This is a genomic window from Shewanella sp. DAU305 (assembly GCF_026802235.1).
Classification (GTDB): Bacteria; Pseudomonadota; Gammaproteobacteria; order Enterobacterales; family Shewanellaceae; genus Shewanella; species Shewanella baltica.
Genome location: NZ_CP113808.1, coordinates 4701847 through 4723353, shown reverse-complemented (window position 1 = coordinate 4723353; position 21507 = coordinate 4701847). Strand labels below are relative to the sequence as shown.

General features: G+C 46.7%; 19 protein-coding genes. All 19 read left to right on the top strand.

The window, feature by feature from the left end:
* Positions 1 to 31: 31 nt before the first annotated feature.
* The 19 genes from OX890_RS20060 to OX890_RS19970 all read left to right on the top strand — a co-directional run bounded on the left by OX890_RS20060 (position 32) and on the right by OX890_RS19970 (position 21470).
* Positions 32 to 1516: an NAD(P)H-hydrate dehydratase gene (locus OX890_RS20060; RefSeq protein ID WP_126492794.1), complete on the top strand. Its 1485-nt coding sequence runs from the start codon at positions 32 to 34 to the stop codon at positions 1514 to 1516.
* A 102-nt stretch (positions 1517 to 1618) separates the two neighbouring features.
* On the top strand, positions 1619 to 2077 hold the full coding sequence (gene tsaE, locus OX890_RS20055) for a tRNA (adenosine(37)-N6)-threonylcarbamoyltransferase complex ATPase subunit type 1 TsaE (RefSeq protein WP_006084210.1): 459 nt from the start codon (positions 1619 to 1621) through the stop codon (positions 2075 to 2077).
* Positions 2078 to 2085: 8 nt separating this feature from the next.
* Entirely contained in the window at positions 2086 to 3507 is a 1422-nt protein-coding gene (locus OX890_RS20050; protein WP_126492793.1) for an N-acetylmuramoyl-L-alanine amidase, read from the top strand.
* Positions 3508 to 3520: 13 nt separating this feature from the next.
* On the top strand, positions 3521 to 5434 hold the full coding sequence (gene mutL / locus OX890_RS20045) for a DNA mismatch repair endonuclease MutL (RefSeq protein ID WP_126493538.1): 1914 nt from the start codon (positions 3521 to 3523) through the stop codon (positions 5432 to 5434).
* Positions 5427 to 6353 (top strand): tRNA (adenosine(37)-N6)-dimethylallyltransferase MiaA, encoded by a 927-nt coding sequence (gene miaA / locus OX890_RS20040; RefSeq protein WP_126492792.1) that lies wholly within the window; start codon positions 5427 to 5429, stop codon positions 6351 to 6353. The genes mutL and miaA overlap by 8 nt, the downstream gene beginning before the upstream one ends.
* Before the next feature lie 92 nt (positions 6354 to 6445).
* On the top strand, positions 6446 to 6718 hold the full coding sequence (gene hfq / locus OX890_RS20035; RefSeq protein ID WP_006080054.1) for an RNA chaperone Hfq: 273 nt from the start codon (positions 6446 to 6448) through the stop codon (positions 6716 to 6718).
* 23 nt (positions 6719 to 6741) lie between these two features.
* Positions 6742 to 8049 (top strand): ribosome rescue GTPase HflX, encoded by a 1308-nt coding sequence (gene hflX / locus OX890_RS20030; protein ID WP_006080055.1) that lies wholly within the window; start codon positions 6742 to 6744, stop codon positions 8047 to 8049.
* 36 nt (positions 8050 to 8085) lie between these two features.
* The gene (gene hflK, locus OX890_RS20025; protein WP_268649814.1) at positions 8086 to 9225 is read left to right on the top strand and encodes an FtsH protease activity modulator HflK; all 1140 of its coding nucleotides are present in this window, start codon (positions 8086 to 8088) and stop codon (positions 9223 to 9225) included.
* A gap of 3 nt (positions 9226 to 9228) precedes the next feature.
* The gene (gene hflC, locus OX890_RS20020) at positions 9229 to 10122 is read left to right on the top strand and encodes a protease modulator HflC (RefSeq protein WP_006080058.1); all 894 of its coding nucleotides are present in this window, start codon (positions 9229 to 9231) and stop codon (positions 10120 to 10122) included.
* A 372-nt stretch (positions 10123 to 10494) separates the two neighbouring features.
* Positions 10495 to 11085: a ubiquinol-cytochrome c reductase iron-sulfur subunit gene (petA, locus tag OX890_RS20015; RefSeq protein ID WP_006080059.1), complete on the top strand. Its 591-nt coding sequence runs from the start codon at positions 10495 to 10497 to the stop codon at positions 11083 to 11085.
* A complete protein-coding gene (locus OX890_RS20010) occupies positions 11085 to 12299 on the top strand; it encodes a cytochrome b (RefSeq protein WP_006080061.1) in 1215 nt (404 codons plus the stop codon). Before petA ends, OX890_RS20010 begins: the two co-directional genes overlap by 1 nt.
* Positions 12299 to 12997 carry a cytochrome c1 gene (locus OX890_RS20005; protein ID WP_126492791.1) on the top strand — a complete coding sequence of 233 codons (699 nt, stop codon included), beginning with the start codon at positions 12299 to 12301 and terminating at the stop codon, positions 12995 to 12997. Before OX890_RS20010 ends, OX890_RS20005 begins: the two co-directional genes overlap by 1 nt.
* 96 nt (positions 12998 to 13093) lie before the next feature.
* Entirely contained in the window at positions 13094 to 13723 is a 630-nt protein-coding gene (gene sspA / locus OX890_RS20000; RefSeq protein ID WP_006080065.1) for a stringent starvation protein SspA, read from the top strand.
* The gene (locus tag OX890_RS19995) at positions 13723 to 14160 is read left to right on the top strand and encodes a ClpXP protease specificity-enhancing factor (protein WP_106651680.1); all 438 of its coding nucleotides are present in this window, start codon (positions 13723 to 13725) and stop codon (positions 14158 to 14160) included. The genes sspA and OX890_RS19995 overlap by 1 nt, the downstream gene beginning before the upstream one ends.
* Positions 14161 to 14354: 194 nt before the next feature.
* Positions 14355 to 14939 carry an anthranilate synthase component II gene (locus OX890_RS19990; RefSeq protein WP_126492790.1) on the top strand — a complete coding sequence of 195 codons (585 nt, stop codon included), beginning with the start codon at positions 14355 to 14357 and terminating at the stop codon, positions 14937 to 14939.
* Between the two features lie 207 nt (positions 14940 to 15146).
* Positions 15147 to 17627 (top strand): S9 family peptidase, encoded by a 2481-nt coding sequence (locus OX890_RS19985; RefSeq protein ID WP_268649813.1) that lies wholly within the window; start codon positions 15147 to 15149, stop codon positions 17625 to 17627.
* Positions 17628 to 17831: 204 nt separating this feature from the next.
* The gene (locus OX890_RS19980) at positions 17832 to 18977 is read left to right on the top strand and encodes an HDOD domain-containing protein (protein ID WP_268649812.1); all 1146 of its coding nucleotides are present in this window, start codon (positions 17832 to 17834) and stop codon (positions 18975 to 18977) included.
* Between the two features lie 55 nt (positions 18978 to 19032).
* A complete protein-coding gene (locus tag OX890_RS19975) occupies positions 19033 to 19944 on the top strand; it encodes an alpha/beta hydrolase (RefSeq protein WP_126492787.1) in 912 nt (303 codons plus the stop codon).
* 308 nt (positions 19945 to 20252) lie between these two features.
* Positions 20253 to 21470 (top strand): aspartate aminotransferase family protein, encoded by a 1218-nt coding sequence (locus OX890_RS19970; protein ID WP_006080073.1) that lies wholly within the window; start codon positions 20253 to 20255, stop codon positions 21468 to 21470.
* Positions 21471 to 21507 lie beyond the last annotated feature (37 nt).

The following is a 21507-nucleotide window of genomic DNA, read 5'->3' as shown; positions in this document are numbered from 1 at the left end:
ATGAAGTCGTTGGCGTCTAAGGAGATCCTTCATGGCACAAGATCTATCGCAATTTCCCAAGGCCTTATTTACCCAAGCACAAGTTCGCCAAGCTGAACTGAGTGCTGTGTCGCAGGGAGCCTCTAGCCTCTATGAATTGGTCGAGCGTGCTGGCGCGGCGGCTTTTGAATGTTTAACAAAACATAACCTCAATGCCTCTTCTGTATTTATCCTCGCTGGCAGCGGTAACAATGGTGCCGATGCCTTAGTGTGCGCCCGTCTAGCCCGTGCCAGTGGTATGGCCGTTTCAGTGATGATGACGTCAGCGGCAGGCACGCCTGAGTGTCAGCAAGCATTGGCCCATTATCTTAAAGACGGCGGAGAGTTACTGCCGAAAGCCGTTGCGCCCATTCTTGCGGCCAATATCATCGTCGATGGTTTACTCGGCACAGGTGTGCGAGATGCGGTGCGCGACGATATGGCTGAGTATATTTGCGCCATCAATGACAATGCTGCTTGGGTATTGAGCCTTGATTTACCGTCTGGAGTGATTGCCGATACCGGCGCTGTGGCGGGTGTTGCTGTGATGGCGGATGTCACCTTGTGTTTTGGTGGCTGGAAGCAAGGTTTGTTAACGGGTAAGGCGCGGCATTACAGCGGCGAACTTGAATTTGCCGCTTTAGGATTAACACCTTTCTTCGCTGAAGCGAGTGCACAAAGAGTCGGAAAAGAGACGCTTAAAGATTACTTTGCCGCCAGAGCGCGCGATAGCCATAAAGGCCAGTCGGGTAAGGTCACTGTTATCGGTGGTGATATGGGCATGGCTGGCGCCGTGCGACTGGCCAGTGAGGCATGTCTGCGTGCCGGTGCTGGGTTAGTCACAGTGATCAGTCGACCTGAGCATCAATTGACTGTGAATGTTTCCCGTCCTGAATTGATGTTCTGGGGTTGTGATTTAGTCGATATGGAAGTGTATCTGCGTCTTGGTTGGGCGCAGGTTATCGTGCTTGGCCCTGGTTTAGGTAAGCATGACTGGGGCTATAACTTGTTTAAAGCCGTGGGCTTAAGCGATAAACCCTGTGTTTTAGATGCCGATGCCTTAAATCTATTGAGCAATGAACCGCGCCAGCAAACCAATTGGGTGCTAACACCGCATCCGGGTGAGGCTGCGCGTTTACTCGGCTGCTCTGTGGCAGAAATTGAGCAGGATAGGTTTGCGGCTGTAAGGGCGATACAGCAAAAGTACAGCGGTGTTGTACTGCTAAAAGGCGCGGGAACGGTCATTTTTGATGGCAAACAAATGGTTGTTGCACCTGTCGGTAATCCTGGGCTTGCCAGTGGTGGGTGTGGCGATGTGTTATCTGGTATTATAGGCGCGCTCATGGCTCAAGGAATGGATAACATGCAGGCGACTGTGCTGGGTGTTGTTGTACATGGTTGCGCTGCCGATCTTGCGGCAATACAGGGAGAACGTGGCATGTTAGCGAGCGATTTAATGCCTTTTATTCGCCAATTAGTGAATAGTGATTTACTCTAGGCGGTATGTGAGACTCAAGCGGGGCTGGACTTTGTTCTGTGCCCTGTGCCTTTTTAGGGTTGAGTCGCTTCTCCATTAATAACAGCAGTGATATAAGCGGATATGACAGAGTTAACTTTTTTCTTAGACAACGAAGACGACACTATTGCGGTTGGGCAAAAATTAGCCCGCCATGTCCAAGCGCCTTTGACTCTGTATCTTACGGGTGATTTAGGCGCCGGTAAAACGACGCTGAGTCGCGGCTTAATTCAAGGTTTGGGCCATAAAGGGGCAGTTAAAAGCCCGACTTACACTTTAGTTGAACCATATGAGCTAGAGGGTGTCGAAGTTTATCATTTTGATTTGTATCGTTTAAACGATCCAGAAGAACTCGAGTTTATGGGTATTCGTGATTACTTCACGGATAAGAGTCTGTGCATTGTTGAATGGCCAGATAAGGGAGAGGGTTTATTGCCCGATGCCGATGTCCATATGCATTTAAGTTATCAAAATAGTGGGCGTGAAATACGCATAGAGGCCTTGTCAGAGCCAGGTGAAAAGTTATTAAAAGCGATAAAATAAAAACTAAAATGATAAAAAATAACCCTTATTTTCAAATTATTATTCTTTCGTTATGTTCTTTTTTATCTGTGGCGGCCCATGCGGCTAATCAGTTAGAAAGCGTACGCATTTGGGCTGCGCCTGAGTCGACTCGAATCGTGTTTGACTTAAGCGAAGCGCCTGATTACACCTATTTCTCTTTAGATGGCCCTAATCGCTTAGTGGTGGATTTAAAAAAGTCCGCCACTAAAGTTACGCTTAAAAATCTTGAAAACAACAGTAAGTTAGTCAAGGGCGTGCGAGTCAGTAAGTCGCCGACTAAGGGTGATTTGCGTTTAGTAATCGATTTGGTGAAACCACTGAATGCGAGCTTGTTCTCGTTACCTGTTACTGCGCCCTATGGCAATCGTCTCGTCGTTGATTTAGAAGATAAAACCTTAACAACCGCAACCGCAGTCGTCTCATCCACACCCGTTAAAACCGTTACCCAAGCGGCGCAATCATCCCGCGATATCGTCATTGCTATCGATGCGGGTCATGGCGGTGACGATCCCGGCTCCATTGGCCCTTCTGGCGTTTATGAAAAAAAGGTTGCCCTAGAAATCGCCAGACGTGTTTCGAGTAAAATTAATGATACGCCCGGCATGCGCGCTGTGATGATCCGCACCGGCGATTATTTTGTGAATTTGAATAAGCGCTCTGAGTTGGCCCGTAACAGTAAGGCCGATCTGCTGATTTCTATCCATGCCGATGCTTTTACTTCCCCGAACCCGCGCGGAGCCTCTGTGTGGGTATTATCCATGCGTCGCGCAAACAGTGAAATTGGCCGTTGGTTAGAGCAAAAAGAAAAGCATTCTGAGTTACTTGGCGGCGCGGGTGAGATTATCCAAAACACGGATAATGAACAGTATTTAGCCATGACGCTGCTGGATATGTCGATGAATAGTTCGATGGCCATTGGTCATTCAGTCGCTGGCGATATTCTTAAGGATTTAGGCGGCGTGACTGATTTACATAAGAGTCGCCCCGAGTCGGCGAGTTTAGCTGTGCTGAAATCACCGGATATTCCTTCAATCTTGGTGGAAACGGGATTTATCTCGAATCCTAAAGAAGAGCGTTTGCTGTCGAGTAGTCGTCATCAAGAAAACATCGCTAATGCTATCTACAAGGGTGTGAGTCGTTACTATCACAATAATCCGCCGGCGGATACCTTGCTTGCCCAGCGAGGCGGCGCAAGCTCTAGCAGTGCTAAATCGACTAAAGAGAGAACGCCAACCGCTTATGTGGGAAGTTCAACGGCATCGAACGTCAAACATAAAGTCAGTCGTGGCGAGTCTTTATCGGCCATCGCGCAGCGTTACCGTGTGCCTATGTCTAGCATCAAACAAGCGAATGGGATGAAGTCCGATGTGGTGCAGTTAGGGCAAACGTTAGTCATACCCCAGAGTTAAATAGGAAAGCATGATGGGCATTCAGATCCTGCCACCGCAATTAGCCAACCAAATTGCGGCGGGGGAAGTGGTTGAGAGACCCGCTTCCGTAGTCAAAGAATTGGTCGAGAATAGTCTCGACGCAGGAGCGAGCCGAGTCGATATTGAAATCGACAAAGGCGGTAGTAAGCTGATTAAAATTCGCGATAACGGCTCTGGCATACCCAAAGATGAACTCGCGCTGGCCTTATCGCGCCATGCGACCTCAAAGTTACACACCTTAGACGATCTTGAAGCGATCCTCAGTTTTGGTTTTCGCGGTGAAGCGCTAGCCAGTATCAGCTCTGTCTCACGCTTAACCTTAACCTCGCGCACTGCTGAGCAAACCGAAGCATGGCAAGCCCATGCCGAAGGTGCCGACATGGCGGTTAAAATCATGCCCGCCGCGCATCCTGTTGGTTCGACGATTGAGGTGGTGGATTTATTCTTCAATACGCCAGCTCGCAGACGCTTTTTAAAGAGCGATAAAACCGAATTTACCCATATCGATGAATGGTTAAAGCGCATTGCATTAGTGCGCGGTGATATCCATTTCACACTGACCCATAACGGCAAGATGGTACGCAATTATCGTCCCGCCATGAATGAAGCCCAGTATATACAGCGTTTGACTCAAGTAAGTGGCCGTCCCTTTGCCGAGCAAGCGCTTAAGATTGAATGCCAACACGATGATTTGCGCCTAAGTGGCTATTTGCAGTCACCTTGGTCGCCCGTTATCAGCGATACCCATTACTTTTATGTCAACGGACGCTTAATCCGTGACCGCTTAGTCAATCACGCGGTGCGCCAGGCTTTTGCCCAAAAAGCGGAACTGGAGCAACCCGGCTATGTGTTGATGTTGGATATCGATCCCCATCAAGTGGATGTTAACGTGCATCCTGCTAAGCATGAGGTGCGATTCCATCAGAGTCGCTATGTGCATGATTATATTCTGCAAGCATTGCAATCGGCGCTGGAAGAAGCAGGGGAACTCAACTTCGTTCACTCTAGTTCCTTGGATGAAGTTGAAGATGTGTTTGTGGATGCCCCGACAAACGCCACTGAAATCTCAGCCCCTTTTGTACTTGGTGCTGATTCAGCTCAAGTTAATGTGCCAGCTGATACACTTGAGTCTGCTCAACCGTTAGCTGCCTCTGCCGTTCAAGTAAAATCTGCCGGCGCAGGACGAGAAGGCGCCAGTTTTGGCACTCAAACGAATGCCTTTGGCAGCATGGCCACGCCAAGGGACAATAGTCGCGGCAGTTATTCTGCTGGTGAATCTCGGCAACGTACTGAATTACCGTCAAAGGCGGCAATTGCAAGTTATGGTGCTTTACTGCAAACACCTTCTTACAGTGTAAAAGATCAAGATTATCAGCCATCTCTGCCTATGCCTGCTATTTTAGATAGTCAATATTGGGTAATGGCGACGGCGGATAAACTGAGTCTATTGCCAATAAAATCAGTAGCATTGGCGACGCGCTGCCAAGAGATTGAGGCTAAGCTAGCGACCGGATTAATTGGCCAGCCTTTATTGATGCCAGTGTCTGTCGCGGCCGATGCAGATTGGCAGGCTGTGCTCGATGAACATGACACGCTGATCCGCCAGTTAGGTTTAGAACTAACAATTCGTTACCAGCAGTTGATTATTAAAAAAGTGCCCCCATATATCAGAGAGAGCCAGTTAGCAAAAGTGATCCCTGAGTGGTTACAATCGCTGCGTTTTGAAACACCTGCGCCAAGCGCATTGGCATTTTGGTTGGCAAAACACAGTTTAACGGGATTCGTTTCGGCAGCAGAAATCTGGGCAGCATTTTCGCAGTTAGCTGAAGAGAAAAAACAGCTTATTGCCAACAAAGCAATATTATTACCTTGGCAATCGTGGCTAGAAGAGCAAGCAAGTGAATAAAGAATTACAGCCTAAAGTGATATTTTTGATGGGGCCAACGGCCTCAGGCAAAACTGCTTTAGCATTAGAATTGGCCGAAAAGCATAACTGTGAAATCATTTCGGTCGATTCAGCATTAATTTATCGCGGTATGGACATTGGCAGTGCCAAGCCTTCAGCCGACGAACTGGCCCGTGGGCCACATCGATTGATCGACATTCGCGATCCTAGCGAAAGTTATTCGGCAGCCGACTTTAGAGCCGATGCGATAACCGAGATAGAACAGATTATCAGTATGGGCAAAACGCCAGTATTAGTTGGCGGAACCATGATGTATTTCAAAGCGTTACTCGAAGGTTTGTCACCTTTGCCTAGTGCGGACGAGGCCATTAGAGCCGAAATCCAAGCTGAGGCGGATGAAAAGGGATGGGAAGCACTGCATGACCAATTAAGGGAGATAGATCCCGTGTCGGCAGAAAGAATTCATCCTAATGATCCACAAAGACTTTCAAGAGCGCTGGAAGTCTATAGAATAAGCAGCAAGAGTATGACTGAGCTGACTCAGACCAAGTCTGCTCCCTTGCCCTATGACGTAGTGCAGTTTGCTATTGCACCGCGTGAGCGCAAAGTGTTACATGACTTAATTGCGCAACGTTTTGCGATTATGCTCAAACAGGGCTTTCTTGAGGAAGTCACAGAGCTGAAAGCCCGTGGAGACCTGCATTTAGACTTGCCTTCAATGCGTTGTGTGGGTTATCGACAGTGCTGGCAATATCTCGATGGTGAGTTTGACTATGATACTATGGTCGAAAAAGCGGTTGCTGCTACTAGGCAATTGGCTAAGCGTCAATTAACATGGTTGCGCAGTTGGCCAGAGTTGAATTGGCTCGAAAGTGGTGCTGAGGGGAATTTAGTTACACTTATGCGTCAATGCCGCTAGCTTATTAGCCCTTGCTGTATAATACTAAAACTAAACAAAAAACTATCACTGATATCGATTTATTTTATATAAATTAAAAAGGAAATAATAAAATGGCTAAGGGGCAATCTTTACAAGACCCATTTTTGAACGCATTGCGTCGCGAGCGCGTTCCTGTATCAATTTACTTGGTGAACGGCATTAAACTCCAAGGACAGGTAGAGTCGTTTGACCAATTTGTCATTCTGTTGAAAAACACAGTGAGCCAAATGGTTTATAAACACGCTATTTCTACTGTCGTGCCAGCACGCCCATTCAACGTCACTGGTCACCAAAATGCCCAAGGCGGATATGGTGCTCAAGATGATACGCCTAGTGGCGAATAAGCTATATCTAAGGAGTTTACTTCTTGTTTGATCGTTATGAGGCGGGAGAAACTGCGGTTCTTGTCCATATCGACTTTTCCGATGAGGAACGCCGAGAAGATTTAGTCGAGCTGCAGCTATTAGTGGAATCAGCTGGAGCCCGATCAGTCGGGGTGATTACTGGAAGTCGACGTTCGCCGGATCGCAAATTTTTTGTGGGTTCTGGTAAAGCTGAAGAGTTAGCTGCATTAGTGGCGGCGACCGAAGCCAATGTGGTGATTTTTAATCATGCATTGAGTCCAGCCCAAGAGCGTAATCTAGAACAAGTGTGTCATTGTCGAGTACTCGACCGTACGACGCTTATTCTCGATATTTTTGCCCAAAGAGCGCGTACTCACGAAGGTAAGTTGCAGGTGGAGCTAGCGCAATTGCGCCATATGTCGACTCGCCTGATCCGTGGTTGGACGCATCTTGAAAGGCAAAAGGGCGGTATTGGTTTACGTGGTCCAGGGGAAACCCAGCTCGAAACCGATAGACGTTTGCTCAGAGGACGGATTAAAAATATCAACAAGCGCTTAGAGCGAGTTGATAAACAACGTGAACAGAGTCGACGTGCACGTAAGCGCAGTGATTTGTCGACAGTGTCATTAGTCGGCTACACAAACGCGGGTAAATCAACGCTGTTTAATGCCCTAACATCATCCGATGTTTATGCTGCAGATCAGTTGTTTGCCACACTCGATCCCACGCTAAGAAAGTTAGATTTACCCGATGGTGCCGTGATATTAGCGGATACTGTAGGGTTTATTCGTCATTTGCCCCATGATCTCGTTGCTGCATTTAAGGCAACCTTACAAGAGACAAGGCAAGCTGAGTTACTACTGCATATCGTTGATTGTGCAGATGAAAACATGGCGGATAACTTTGATCAGGTTCAATCTGTACTGAAAGACATCGAAGCCGATGAAGTCATGCAACTCGTGGTGTGTAACAAAATCGATTTACTCGAGGATGTAACCCCAAGAATTGAATATAACGACATAGGCAAACCCGTTCGAGTTTGGGTTTCGGCACAGAAGCGTTTGGGATTTGATTTGCTGTTGAAAGCCATCACTGAGCTAATCGGTGAGGTGATTAAAGAGCTAACACTTAGAATTCCGGCAACTGCTGGACATTATCTTGGCCAGTTTTATCGACTGGATGCGATACAGCAGAAAGAGTACGACGATCTGGGGAACTGTATTTTGTCTGTTCGTTTATCGGACGCCGATTGGCGCCGATTAGCTAAACAGAGTCAGGGTGAGTTAGAAACCTTCATCTACGAAGATTCGATAGATGAGGCTGTTTGTTAATAATCTAATTTATTTCATCCACTTATGGAGTGCTAAATGGCTTGGAACGAGCCCGGTAACAAGGGTAATGATCCTTGGGGAAATAAAGGTGGTAACGACAAAGGACCACCGGACCTTGACGAGGTTTTTCGTAATCTTTCAAAGCGCTTTGGCGGCAAAGGAAACGGCTCAGGCCAATCTTTTAGCTCGTTTAGCCTAATCATCATTCTTTCTGTTGCTGTAGTTGTTTGGGGACTTTCGGGTTTTTATACAATTAAAGAAGCTGAGCGTGGTGTGGCACTGCGATTTGGTAAACACGCTGGCGAAATTGGCCCTGGACTTCATTGGAAAGCCACATTTATCGACCAAATTTATCCCGTCGACATTCAATCGGTTCGCTCTATTCCTGCGTCTGGTAGCATGCTGACATCCGATGAAAACGTCGTGAAAGTTGAGCTTGATGTTCAGTATCGTATTTTAGATGCTTACTCATATCTATTTAGTGCCGTCGATGCGAACGCCAGCTTGCGTGAAGCGACTGACAGTGCACTGCGTTATGTCATTGGACATAACAAGATGGATGATATTCTGACTACCGGCCGTGATGCTATTCGTCGCGATACGTGGAAAGAGTTAGAGCGCATTCTTGAACCGTACAAATTGGGTCTTGCTGTTGTTGACGTCAACTTCTTACCGGCGCGTCCGCCTGAAGAAGTGAAAGACGCCTTCGATGACGCGATTTCTGCCCAAGAAGATGAACAACGTTTTATTCGTGAAGCTGAAGCCTATGCCCGTGAAATTGAACCAAAAGCTCGTGGTGAAGTTGAACGTATGGCACAACAAGCGAATGCTTATAAAGAGCGTGAAGTCTTAGAAGCTCGCGGTAAAGTGGCTCGTTTTGAGCTGTTATTACCTGAGTACCAAGCCGCGCCTGACGTGACTCGCAAGCGTTTGTATCTCGATACAATGCAGCAAGTGATGACAGATACGAATAAAGTGCTGATTGATGCCAAGAACAACGGCAACTTAATGTACCTACCGCTAGATAAGTTAATTCAGCAGAAGCCTGCGACAACTGAGCTGGAAGCTAAGCCACAGCAAAATGTCAATTCTTCATCTGTATCAACGACTCGCGCGAATGAGCCTTTGAGTGGACGTCCATCCCGCGATGATCGTACTCGCCAAGGGAGGGAGTAATCCATGGGTAGATTAAGCGTTATTCTTATCGCCGTACTCTTAGGTATTGGTTTGTCATCTTTAATGGTGGTGAATGAAGGCGAACGCGCAATTGTGGCGCGTTTCGGGGAAATTTTAAAAGACAACGTTGACGGTAATCGAGTCACCCGCGTCTACGGTCCAGGTCTGCACATTAAAGTGCCTGTGATCGATAAAGTAAAATTACTCGATGCCCGTATTCAAACACTCGATGGTGCTGCTGATCGTTTTGTGACTTCAGAGAAGAAAGACCTTATGGTCGATTCCTATGTGAAGTGGCGTATTGCAGATTTCGAAAAATATTACCTGTCCACAAACGGTGGTATTAAGTCGAATGCTGAATCGCTATTACAACGTAAGATCAACAACGATTTACGTACTGAGTTTGGTCGTCGCACTATCAGAGAGATTGTCTCTGGTAAGCGTGATGAATTGCAAAATGACGCGTTAGAAAACGCCTCAGAAAGCGCCAAAGACTTAGGTATTGAAGTTGTCGATGTGCGTGTAAAGCAAATCAATTTACCTGCTAACGTCAGTAACAGTATTTACCAACGTATGCGTGCCGAGCGTCAAGCTGTGGCAAAAGAGCATAGAGCACAAGGTAAAGAGCAATCTGAAATCATTCGTGCAACGATTGATGCCAATGTAACAGTGAAGATTGCTGAAGCTGAGCGTAAAGCCTTAACCATACGTGGTGAAGGTGATGCATTAGCGGCGAAGATATATTCTGATGCTTACAGCAAAGATGCTGAGTTCTTCGGCTTTGTTCGTAGCTTAGAAGCCTATCGTGCCAGCTTCTCAGGCAAGTCCGATATCATGGTGTTAGAGCCTGATAGCGAGTTCTTCAAGTATATGAAGAGCACTGCACCTAAGAAGTAATACGTTAAAAGTATTGATCTAATAGGCCCTGTTACCCAGGGCCTATTTTTTTATCTAATGATTGCTAACTTAGGTAAAGAAAACGGCGGTCGTATTCATATTAGCGATGCATGCTTTATGCCGATGTCACAGACAAGATGCTCAAAATATGATCCAAATGGATTAAAACGGGTTAATAGTTGGGGATTTTTTAGACTTTTTTTAAAAAACACGCAATCTCCCTAACTTACTTGCGTGTTTTCACTATGATCTGCTTCTAATTTTTAGCTATAATGAGCCCCGCTTCAAACTTCGATTTTTGACCCTAGTGATGACTAAGGGCCGAAAGTCTTTGAAATATAAAAATTCCAACACCCTCTGGGAGATAAGTGGATGAGCAATGCGCCAGTCGATACCGGACGTCGCAGATTCCTGACAGCCGCAACCGCCGTAGTAGGTGGTGCTGGTGCCGTCGCTGTAGCGGTTCCTTTCATCAAGTCATGGAATCCGAGTGCCAAAGCGAAAGCTGCAGGTGCACCGGTCGAAGTAAATATCAGTAAAGTAGAGCCAGGTCAGCTGATCCGTGTTGAGTGGCGTGGAAAACCTGTATGGGTTGTCCGTCGCACAGATGCTGTGATCAATGAACTGCCAACACATGATGATAAGTTAAGAGATCCAGCTTCTGCCGAAATGCAGCAGCCTGATTATGCAACAAATCCTTTGCGCTCAATTAAGCCAGAGTATTTTATTGCTGTCGGTATTTGTACCCACCTCGGATGTTCACCTACTTATTTGCCAGATTCATTTGGTGAGCAAGTTGAAGGTGTCACTTCTGGTTTCTTCTGTCCATGTCATGGCTCTAAGTTCGATATGGCTGGTCGCGTGTTCCAAGGCGTACCTGCTCCATTGAACCTAGTTATCCCTCCACATCAATACGTTGATGATGGCACCGTGATTATCGGTGTAGATAAAGGAGTGGCGTAATGGTTAAGAATTTAATTAATTGGATTGATGCTCGTATCCCAATGACGGCGACTTATAACCGTCACGTGGGTCAGTATGCTACGCCAACTAACTTTAACTTTTGGTACTTTTTCGGTTCACTAGCGATGTTGGTATTGGTTAACCAATTACTGACGGGTATCTGGTTGACGATGAACTATGTACCAACAGCAGAAGGCGCATTCGCTTCTGTTGAGTACATCATGCGTGACGTTGAATACGGTTGGTTGCTGCGTTATATGCACTCTACCGGTGCTTCAGCGTTCTTCGTAGTGATCTATCTGCACATGTTCCGTGGTTTGATTTACGGTTCATATCAGAAGCCTAGAGAACTACTGTGGTTGTTCGGTATGTTGATATTCCTCGTGTTGATGGCTGAAGCCTTTATGGGCTACTTGCTACCATGGGGTCAAATGTCATACTGGGGCGCTCAGGTAATTATTTCTCTGTTTGGTGCTATTCCTGTTATTGGTGACGATTTAACCCTGTGGATCCGTGGCGATTACGTGATCTCTGGTGCAACATTGAACCGATTCTTCGCACTGCACGTGATCGCACTGCCGTTAGTATTAGTGGTACTCGTGTTCTTACACTTAATTGCGCTACACGAAGTGGGTTCAAACAACCCTGACGGTATCGAGATTAAGAAGAACAAAGACGAGAATGGCTGGCCAGTTGATGGTATTCCATTCCACCCATACTACACAGTTAAAGACATCATGGGCGTTGCAGGCTTCCTGATTGTGTTTTGTTATGTGTTGTTCTTCATTCCTGAAGGCGGTGGTTACTTCCTTGAGAAGCCAAACTTTGAAGCGGCTAACCCGATGAAGACACCTGAACACATTGCACCTGTATGGTACTTCACACCTTTCTACGCCATTTTACGTGCTATTCCTGATAAATTAGCAGGCGTAATAATGATGGGGCTATCGATTGCTGTACTGTTCGTATTGCCTTGGTTAGATCGTTGTAAAGTTAAATCAGTTCGCTACCGTAGCACGCTGCACAAGTTGAACATTGCTCAATTCGCAATTTCTTTCATAGTGTTAGGTTACTTAGGTGTAGTTCCTGCTACGCCGACGCTGACGATAGTTGCACAGGTGTTTACTTTTACTTACTTTGGTTTCTTTGTGGCGCTGTGGGTATACAGCAAGAATGAAAAAACTAAACCTGTTCCAGCGAGGTTGACACACTAATGAAAAAATTACTGATTGCATTAGTCACCTTGTTGCCGACGCTGGCTATGGCCGCAAGCGGGCATAAAATACATTTAGAAGACGCTAATGTTGACCTGCATGATAAAGCTTCTTTAGAGCGTGGTGTGGACCTGTTCCAACATTATTGTTCTGGTTGCCATAGCACTCAGTATCAGCGTTATGAACGTGTCGCTACTGATCTCGGTATCTCTATTGATGACATGCGTAACAAGTATATGTTCACCGATGCCAAAATTGGTGAGCTTATGCAAAACGCGATTCCGCATAAAGATGCTGCTAAATGGTTTGGTGCTACACCGCCTGATTTAACATTAGTTGCACGCGTTCGTGGCGAAGATTGGGTTTATTCCTATCTAAAAGGCTTCTATAAAGATCCTAGTCGCCCATTTGGTGTGAATAACACAGTGTTCCCATCTGTTGGTATGCCACATGTACTCGAAGAGTTGCAAGGCACACCAGTTAAACAAGAAGATGGCACTATTGTGGTGACTGGCGGTAAATTAAATGCGGAAGAATATGATCAAGCGGTTCGTGATCTCACGGGTTTCTTAGTCTATTCGGCTGAACCTGTTAAGCTAGAGCGTCAAGCTATGGGTTGGTGGGTACTCGGATTCCTGTTTATATTCTTTATTGTGGCCTACCTCTTGAAGAAAGAGTATTGGAAAGATGTACACTAGGCACCAATAACGGGTAAAATGTAATATCCGCATAGTGTAAACGGGGGGCTTAGCCCCTCGTTTACTTTTGTTTTATTTCGATTCTGGAGGGTATCAATGGCTGTTGCTGCCAACAAACGCTCTATCATGACACTGTTTTCAGGTGCTGATGATCTGTATAGCCATCAAGTACGTATCGTGTTAGCTGAGAAAGGGGTTACTGTTGATGTTTTACAGGTCGACCCTAACGAAATGCCTGAGGATTTGCTCGAAGTAAATCCATATAACTCAGTGCCAACTTTGGTAGACCGTGAACTCGTTTTATACGAATCACGCATTATCATGGAATATTTGGATGAGCGTTTTCCTCATCCGCCTTTGATGCCAGTTTATCCAGTGTCTCGCGGCCAAAGCCGTTTGATGATGCACCGCATAGATACAGACTGGTATTCGCTAGTTGACCGTATCCGTAAGGGTGATCGTGTTGAAGCCGCTCGTAAAGAGTTGACTGAAAGCCTGATTGCAATTGCGCCTATCTTCGGTGAAGTGCCTTACTTCATGAGCGAAGAATTTGGTCTAGCGGATTGCTACCTTGGCCCATTGTTATGGCGCTTACCTGTATTAGGTATTGAGCTAGATAGCCGTGTAGCTAAAGATATCAAAGCGTACATGACACGTATTTTTGAGCGTGAATCGTTTAAAGCTTCTTTGACTGAAGCTGAACGCGAAATGCGCATGGGTATGTAATGAAGCCTTTGACTCCAAATCGTCCTTATTTACTAAGGGCTTACTATGATTGGTTGATGGATAACCAATTGACTCCTCACGTTGTGGTTGATGCCTTTATCGAAGGTACTCAAGTACCGCAGCAATACGTGAAGGATGGCCAGATAGTGTTGAATATCGCTGCTGGCGCAGTGGGCAATTTGCAAATTAGCAATGAGTGTGTGGAGTTCAATGCGCGTTTTGGTGGTGTTCCTCAGCAGGTGATGTTGCCAATGGCGTCAATTGTCGCTATTTATGCCCGTGAAAATGGGGCTGGCACTGTCTTCGATATAGAAGATGCTTATTTGCTTGACGATGAAGTCGATTCATCTTTATCGGTTGTTGAAACAAACGATAAAGCGCCTGAACCGACGGATGAACCACCTAAGCGTCGCAGCCATTTAACCGTCGTAAAATAACGACCGCTAAATCGCTGTGGTGAAATGCCCAAGTTGTTTTAAAACTGAGCCAGTCCAATGACTGGCTTTTTTGTCGCTGTATTTTATCGCCGTAATTGGCTAAACCTTGAGGATAAGGTGTGGTAGCATTTGCGCCCGCATTCATCCGTCGGATATGCGTTCTACTCTTACCCATTTAGGCCAATGGATCTTGTATGTTGCTAATGATCGATAATTACGACTCTTTTACCTTTAACTTAGTGCAGTATTTTCAGCAGCTAGGGCAAGAGATAGTGGTTAAACGTAATGACGAAATTAGCATCGCCGAAATCGAGGCACTTGCGCCTACTCATCTGGTGATTTCACCCGGCCCTTGCACTCCCAACGAGGCGGGGATTTCCCTTGCGGCGATTGAACATTTTGCCACGCGCATGCCGATCCTAGGTGTGTGTTTAGGGCATCAGGCGATGGCGCAGGTTTTTGGTGCCAATGTGGTGCGTGCCGAGCGGGTAATGCACGGCAAGGTCAGCGCCATTGCGCATACTGGGCAGCGGTTATTTGAGGGATTAAATCAGCCCTTAACGGTCACACGCTATCATTCGTTATTGGTGGATGCTGTGCCTGAAGGTTTTGTTCTCGATGCTTGGTTTGATGATCCGATCCACGGCCGTGAAATCATGGCCATGAGTCATCAAGATTTACCCTTGTATGGGGTGCAATTTCATCCCGAATCGATTCTTACCGAGCAAGGTCTCGAACTATTAGCCAATTTTTTAGCGCAATCGACTATGCCAGTATAATTTCCTCGCCCTGAAAACTCCTCGTCCTAAAAACTCTCCGCACTATATTCGTACTATCAATTTCTGTTACAAGATTTATCCTTTTTTTAAGCAAGTTTAGCGATTAACTATGCTATAACTTCGGCAAAACTACGCGAATAGGCAAAACCAGCAGATCAACTAGATTGGGTCATGTAGCCATTGCGATAACAATAAAAGGAAGGACAAATGAGAAGCGTAATGCGAAATTTGGGTTTAAGTGCGTTAGCGGTTGCCGTGTTGGCAGGTTGCGCAGCGACATCGACTGAAACAGCACCTCCTGCATCATCCCCGCAAGCATTCCAAGTTCCCTTAGCCCAACCGCCACAGGTTTCACAGGCGCTTACGCTTAATCAAATTATGGCAAATCCCGATTGGATGGGGGTTTTCGCTAAGGAGGCTTACTGGAGCGACGATAGCCAAAGCGTGCTGTTTGCACGCCAAGCGAGTGCTTCACCTCTGCGCAGTTATTATCAGCAAGGCATCAATGACAGTCGCGCCGTCGAGCTAGCGCTTGATAAATTACACGCGGCAGATCAGCAGTTTGGCGTGTTTGATCGCACTAAGTCCCACAAGGCTTATCTGTATCAGGGCAACATTTTTGTTAAGCAATTAAGCACAGGTAAAATCAGCCAACTGACTCGTCAGCGCAGTGCCATCGATGGCGTGCGTTATCTCAATAATGGCGATATCGCCTATTGGCAGGGCGACAATGTTTTCCAAATTCATCAAGACTCAGGCTTAGTCGAGCAACTTGCTGAAATTAAAATGGCGAAAGCCCCAGAAGGTGTAAAAGAGCCAACGTCTTACCTTGCCAAGCAACAGCACAGATTGATTAAGTATGTGGCGCTGCAGCAAGAGAATGCTAAAGCCAAAGCACAGTACAAAGATGAATTGCAAAAAAGCGACCCGACGCTCGCCGCCAGCACTTGGTATTTAGGCGATAGCGAAGTGGTGTCAGAGCTTAGCCTGTCACCGGATGGCCGCTATATTTTACTCGCCTTGACCGACAAGAATTACACCGGTAGTAGCGAACACGACATCATGCCTAACTACTTAGGCAGCGACGGGTATATCGACCCTGTACCCGTACGTGCACGTGTGGCTGAAGATACGCCACCAGGACAGCGCTTTGTAGTGCTTGATTTAAACCAGCATAAACAAGTCGATATCACTATCGAGGGCCTGACTGGTTTTGATGAAGATGTGCTTGCCAAAGTGAAAGCTGAGAATGCTAAAGCGAAAGGCGAAACTTACCAAAGCACTAAAGCGCCACGCAAGATTCAGCTAATTCAGGATTGGGGCTGGACCCAGAGCGCGATTCAGTGGCATGAATCGGAAGATAAATTAGCCCTGATGCTAGAAGCCACCGATAACAAAGATCGCTGGATCGCCAGTGTCGATTTAACTAAGGGTAAATTAACCACCGAACATCGTTTGCATGACGACGCTTGGGTGAATTACGACTATAACCAATTCGGTTGGTTGCCGGGGACGGATTCTCTGTACTATTTGTCGGAAGAATCAGGTTATTCACAGCTCTATGTGAAAGGACTCGGTGAAAAGCCGCGCGCCTTAACCCAAGGTAAGTTTGTAGTGAGCGACATCCAGCTGTCACCGGACGCGAATTATATCTACTACAAAGCTAACCAAACTCACCCTGGCATTTATAACGTTCACCGGGTGAACTTAGCCACAGGCAAAAATGAGCAGTTAACGCAGTGGGATGGCAACTTAGATTACAGCCTAAGTCCTGATGGCACTCAGCTACTACTCAATGCTTCACGCCGTACTCAGCCAAATGAGCTTTATGTTCAACCTATTGGCGGTGAGTTAAAGCAACTGACGTCTTACACCAGCGATGCCTTTAAAAACTATCCATGGCAAGCGCCAGAAGTGGTCGCTGTACCTTCAAGCCATGGTGCCGGCAAGGTGTACGCCCGCGTCTATTTGCCACAAGGCTATGATAAATCCCGCGCCGAGAAATACCCTGCGGTGATTTTCAACCACGGCGCTGGTTATCTGCAAAATGCTGACTATGGCTTTAGCGGTTACTTCCGCGAGTTTATGTTCCACAACCTGCTGACTCAGCAAGGTTATGTGGTGATGGATATGGATTACCGTGGCTCTAAAGGTTATGGCCGAGATTGGCGCACCGCGATTTATCGCAATATGGGTCATCCAGAAGTGGAAGACTTAAAGGATGGCGTTAGCTGGATGGGAACCAATACGAATGTTGATACGGAGCGTGTCGGGACTTATGGTGGTTCCTACGGCGGATTCTTAACCTTTATGTCATTGTTCACTGCACCTGACCTGTTCCAAGCAGGAGCCGCACTGCGTCCTGTGGCGGACTGGGCACATTATAATGCGCCTTATACCTCCAACATCTTAAATACGCCTGATGTTGATCCTATCGCCTATGAGCGCAGCTCTCCGATTGAGTATGCCCAAGGATTAACGAAACCACTGCTTATTATGAGTGGCGTTATGGACGACAACGTTTTCTTCCAAGACAGCGTGCGTATGGTGCAGCATTTGATCGAACTGGAAAAACCGACCTTTGAAACGGCGATTTATCCTGTCGAGCCCCATGGTTTCCGTCAGCCATCAAGCTGGTTAGACGAATACCGCCGTATCTATAAGCTATTTGAACAAGAACTCAAATAACCCAGCTCTACTTCCTGAAAAGGCCTCTTTGTGAGGCCTTTTTATTGGGCGACTGAGTAGGAAATATCCGATATAACACTATGTTTGTGTTCTGCGACTTTGCGTTATTGCTAAGATTAAGTGTATGTGCTGAAATTGTAATGATTTTGAGAGTTTGATTGTTTTGACGTCACTCGGGCATTAGCGATATAGGAAAGATTTATAGTGGCGATTTCGGTTGCGGGCGGTGTAAGACCCGGCAAAATTATAGAGATAGAGCACAGACTCTATCAGCAATTGATCCTCGGAAAGCATAAAGCGAGCCCGACTCTTTTGGATGACCTCGACCTTGAATTAGAGGCCGATGCGAATAAGTTAGATGTTGAGCGCGAAGCGATTTTAGCGCGTTTAATGAAACAAATTAAAGCCAAAGAAGTGTTTGAAGCCGTGTCGAGCCAGCTGCATGAAACGGTCAATAACGCCATCGAGCATCAACTCGCGTCCCCCGAACTGGTTCTGGCTAAGTCAGAGATCAATGAATCGCAAATTCTGTTGCTGGAATTACTGCTGGCAAAAAATCTTGATGCGACGCGATTAAGACCGCTGATCAGTAACTTAAGTTGGCTATGCCGCGACTTAACCAATATGGTCAATAGCCCGTCTTTTCGTGCCCGCCGGCCTCAGAGCTCAGATGTGCGAGTCACTGATATCAAATTGGTGATGAATTACATCGGCATCGAAAACCTGCGAACGATTATCCCTTACTTTTGCCTGCGCAATTGGCTGCCGAGCGCCAATGCTAAGTTGTTGTGGACTACCCGTAAATTATGGCGCTACAGCATAGTCAGTGGCATAGCCGCCAATGCGTTGGCTCAGCTTCATAATACTGACTCAGCCTTAGTTTATAGTAGTGCCTTGCTCAATCAATTAGGCACCTCGGTTGTGCTGAGTTTGAGTGCCCGCTTATTCGATCAAACCTGGGGAGCGTGGATAAGGGAAGCCAGCAGCAGCCGTGATAAGGAAGTGTATGATGCGGTGATTGCCACTGAGTTTCCGGCCAAAGCGGTGTTTGAACAAGTGTTAAGCCATGGTCATAAACTGAACTGGCAGCTATTAGAGTTACTTAAGTTTGAAGCGAGCCCTTTGACTGGGTTATTGAAGGAGTTAGACCTGACCTTAAGCTATCGAGAATTGTCACCGCAGGCCGCATTAGTCGCGCGGGCAAACTGTTATGCTAAGGTGGTGTTGCTCGAAGAAATGCGTCAAATCGATCCCCAAGAAAAGCGTTTATTGTTCGATTATTACGAGTTAACTGAGCAAGAAGTGCTGCGCTTAAAAGCACAGAATTATAGGAAGTTAGATCTGCTGTAGTCCACGACCTGCGACTTGAGCGTCGGGATGGCGGCGTTTAAGTAGAGGAAGGGATATGCCAAGCTGGCAAGCATCTGTACTGAATACTATTTTATCTTATGTCGCTAGGCCATCCATCAGTCGCGGCAAGGCCAAAGTCCCCCTAGCGCAAGTGCGTAAAAAGTTGCTTGATCTCGATAAACGTTGGCTTCCTTGGCCGGATAAGTTAGTCAGTGCCACCATCCCTTTGCAACACTCTAGCTTGCTGCACTATGTGCTTCTCAATCAACAAACTCGCCTTGGCAATCTGTTTTATATCCGTGGCGGAGGCTTTTGTTTTAAAACGCCCCACGCCCACGCAAGATTGATCGCGGATATCAGCCAACGTTGTCAATTGGATGCCTATATTCCTGATTATCGTCTCGCACCTGAGCATCCTTTTCCTGCACCATTTGATGATGTGCTTGAAGCCTATAAGCAATTAATCGCGCTTAAGGGCGCTGAGAATGTGATCCTCATGGGCGACTCTGCTGGCGGCAATTTAGCCCTGAGTTTGTTGCTGGAATTAAAGCGTTTAGCCCTGCCATTACCGACGGCCTGTATCTTGTTATCGCCCGCGTTGGATTTAGCACTAACCGGAGATACTGAGCTGATACTCGCGGCTGACGATCCCTTCTTCACCATCGAAGCTTTGCTGCGTTTACGTGGCGCTTATCTTGGAGGGGCCGACCCCATGTCAGCAAAAGTATCACCCTTGCAGGGGGACTTGGCAGATCTGCCGCCTATCTTAGTGATTGCGGGTACGCGGGAGCTGTTATTGCAGGATTCTGAGCGCTTAGTCGCTCAAGTCAAAGCCAGCGGTGGCGATATAACGGGCTGTTTTTACCCTAACATGCCCCATGTGTTTCCCTTGTTCAATTTATTGCCTGAAGCCCTTGAAGTGAGGTCGAAAATTAGCCATTTTGTGCTTTCACACTTGATTCGTTAAAATGGTGTAGTTATTCACATTCAGTGAATAGCTAGCAAAATGAGGGGTAAATAACTTTTTTTCTGACTAATTATGCTGAAAGCCACGGGCATAACCGCTTGTATAGTTCTTAAACTGCAATCTTTATGCACTTTGGGTGGAAGTGCGAGGATTGATGTTTGTGAAAAACTGGTATTTTGATCACATTTTCGCTAATAATGGTTATTAATAGACACAAGCAATCCCAGTATCACTAACTCTAGATAAAGATACCTATGGGACTCTGACGGTGCAAGGCGCCGTTAAACAAACACAAAGGACGAAGAAGAATGAGTGTTGATATGAAGTTAGACCGTGCCCAGTTTGACGCAGTGATGGTGCCTAATTATGCGCCTGCTGCTGTGATCCCTGTTCGTGGCGAAGGAAGCCGAGTTTGGGACCAAGAGGGGAACGAGTTTATCGATTTTGCTGGCGGCATTGCGGTAAATTGCTTAGGTCACTGTCATCCTGCCCTTGTGAATGCCCTTAAAACACAAGGCGAAAAATTGTGGCATCTGTCTAACGTAATGACGAACGAGCCTGCCTTAGAATTAGCGACTAAATTAGTTAACAGCACGTTTGCCGACAAAGTGTATTTTGCCAACTCTGGCGCCGAAGCCAACGAAGCCGCATTGAAACTTGCCCGTCGTTACGCCTTAGAAAAGCACGGCGTTGAAAAAGACGAAATCATAGCATTCGATAAAGCCTTCCACGGCCGTACCTTCTTCACCGTGAGCGTCGGTGGACAAGCTGCCTATTCCGATGGTTTTGGTCCTAAGCCACAGAGCATTACTCACCTGCCATTTAACGATGTTGCTGCATTAGAAGCTGCAGTAACGGACAGAACCTGTGCCATCATGCTTGAGCCGCTGCAAGGCGAGGGCGGTATTATTGATGCCGATCCTGCATTCCTAAAAGCTGTGCGTGAATTGGCTAACAAGCACAATGCGCTAGTGATTTTTGATGAAGTGCAAACGGGTGTGGGTCGTACTGGCGAACTGTACGCTTACATGGGTACCGAAATCGTGCCTGACATTTTAACCACAGCTAAAGCACTCGGCGGTGGTTTCCCTATCGCAGCTATGCTGACAACGGCTGAGATTGCTGAACATCTAAAAGTGGGCACTCACGGTTCTACCTATGGCGGTAACCCATTAGCCTGCGCTATCGGTAATGCTGTGTTAGACGTAGTGAACACCCCTGAAGTGTTAGACGGCGTTAAACATCGCGAGCAGTTATTGCGCGATGGTTTGAACAAAATTAATGAAAAATATCATGTATTTTCAGAAGTACGCGGTAAAGGTTTGCTGTTAGGGGCAGTTCTTAATGAACAATACCAAGGCCGTTCACGCGACTTCTTGGTGGCCTCTGTCGCTGAAGGCTTAATGAGCCTGATGGCGGGTGCTAACGTGGTACGTTTTGCTCCTTCTCTGGTGATCCCTGAGGCAGATATTGCTGAAGGTCTAGCTCGTTTTGAACGTGCTGTGGCGAGCATTGCTGCCGCCTAAATGACCAAAGGAGTGCTGAATTTATTCGCACTCCTTT

Coding starts and splice junctions, on each gene's coding strand:
- petA (WP_006080059.1), top strand. CDS start 10,495: ATGAGCAATGCGCCAGTCGATACCGGACGTCGCAGATTCCTGACAGCC.
- tsaE (WP_006084210.1), top strand. CDS start 1,619: ATGACAGAGTTAACTTTTTTCTTAGACAACGAAGACGACACTATTGCG.
- OX890_RS19970 (WP_006080073.1), top strand. CDS start 20,253: ATGAGTGTTGATATGAAGTTAGACCGTGCCCAGTTTGACGCAGTGATG.
- hfq (WP_006080054.1), top strand. CDS start 6,446: ATGGCTAAGGGGCAATCTTTACAAGACCCATTTTTGAACGCATTGCGT.
- OX890_RS19995 (WP_106651680.1), top strand. CDS start 13,723: ATGAAGCCTTTGACTCCAAATCGTCCTTATTTACTAAGGGCTTACTAT.
- OX890_RS20010 (WP_006080061.1), top strand. CDS start 11,085: ATGGTTAAGAATTTAATTAATTGGATTGATGCTCGTATCCCAATGACG.
- mutL (WP_126493538.1), top strand. CDS start 3,521: ATGGGCATTCAGATCCTGCCACCGCAATTAGCCAACCAAATTGCGGCG.
- hflK (WP_268649814.1), top strand. CDS start 8,086: ATGGCTTGGAACGAGCCCGGTAACAAGGGTAATGATCCTTGGGGAAAT.
- hflC (WP_006080058.1), top strand. CDS start 9,229: ATGGGTAGATTAAGCGTTATTCTTATCGCCGTACTCTTAGGTATTGGT.
- OX890_RS19990 (WP_126492790.1), top strand. CDS start 14,355: ATGTTGCTAATGATCGATAATTACGACTCTTTTACCTTTAACTTAGTG.
- OX890_RS20005 (WP_126492791.1), top strand. CDS start 12,299: ATGAAAAAATTACTGATTGCATTAGTCACCTTGTTGCCGACGCTGGCT.
- OX890_RS20060 (WP_126492794.1), top strand. CDS start 32: ATGGCACAAGATCTATCGCAATTTCCCAAGGCCTTATTTACCCAAGCA.
- OX890_RS19975 (WP_126492787.1), top strand. CDS start 19,033: ATGCCAAGCTGGCAAGCATCTGTACTGAATACTATTTTATCTTATGTC.
- sspA (WP_006080065.1), top strand. CDS start 13,094: ATGGCTGTTGCTGCCAACAAACGCTCTATCATGACACTGTTTTCAGGT.
- OX890_RS19985 (WP_268649813.1), top strand. CDS start 15,147: ATGAGAAGCGTAATGCGAAATTTGGGTTTAAGTGCGTTAGCGGTTGCC.
- OX890_RS20050 (WP_126492793.1), top strand. CDS start 2,086: ATGATAAAAAATAACCCTTATTTTCAAATTATTATTCTTTCGTTATGT.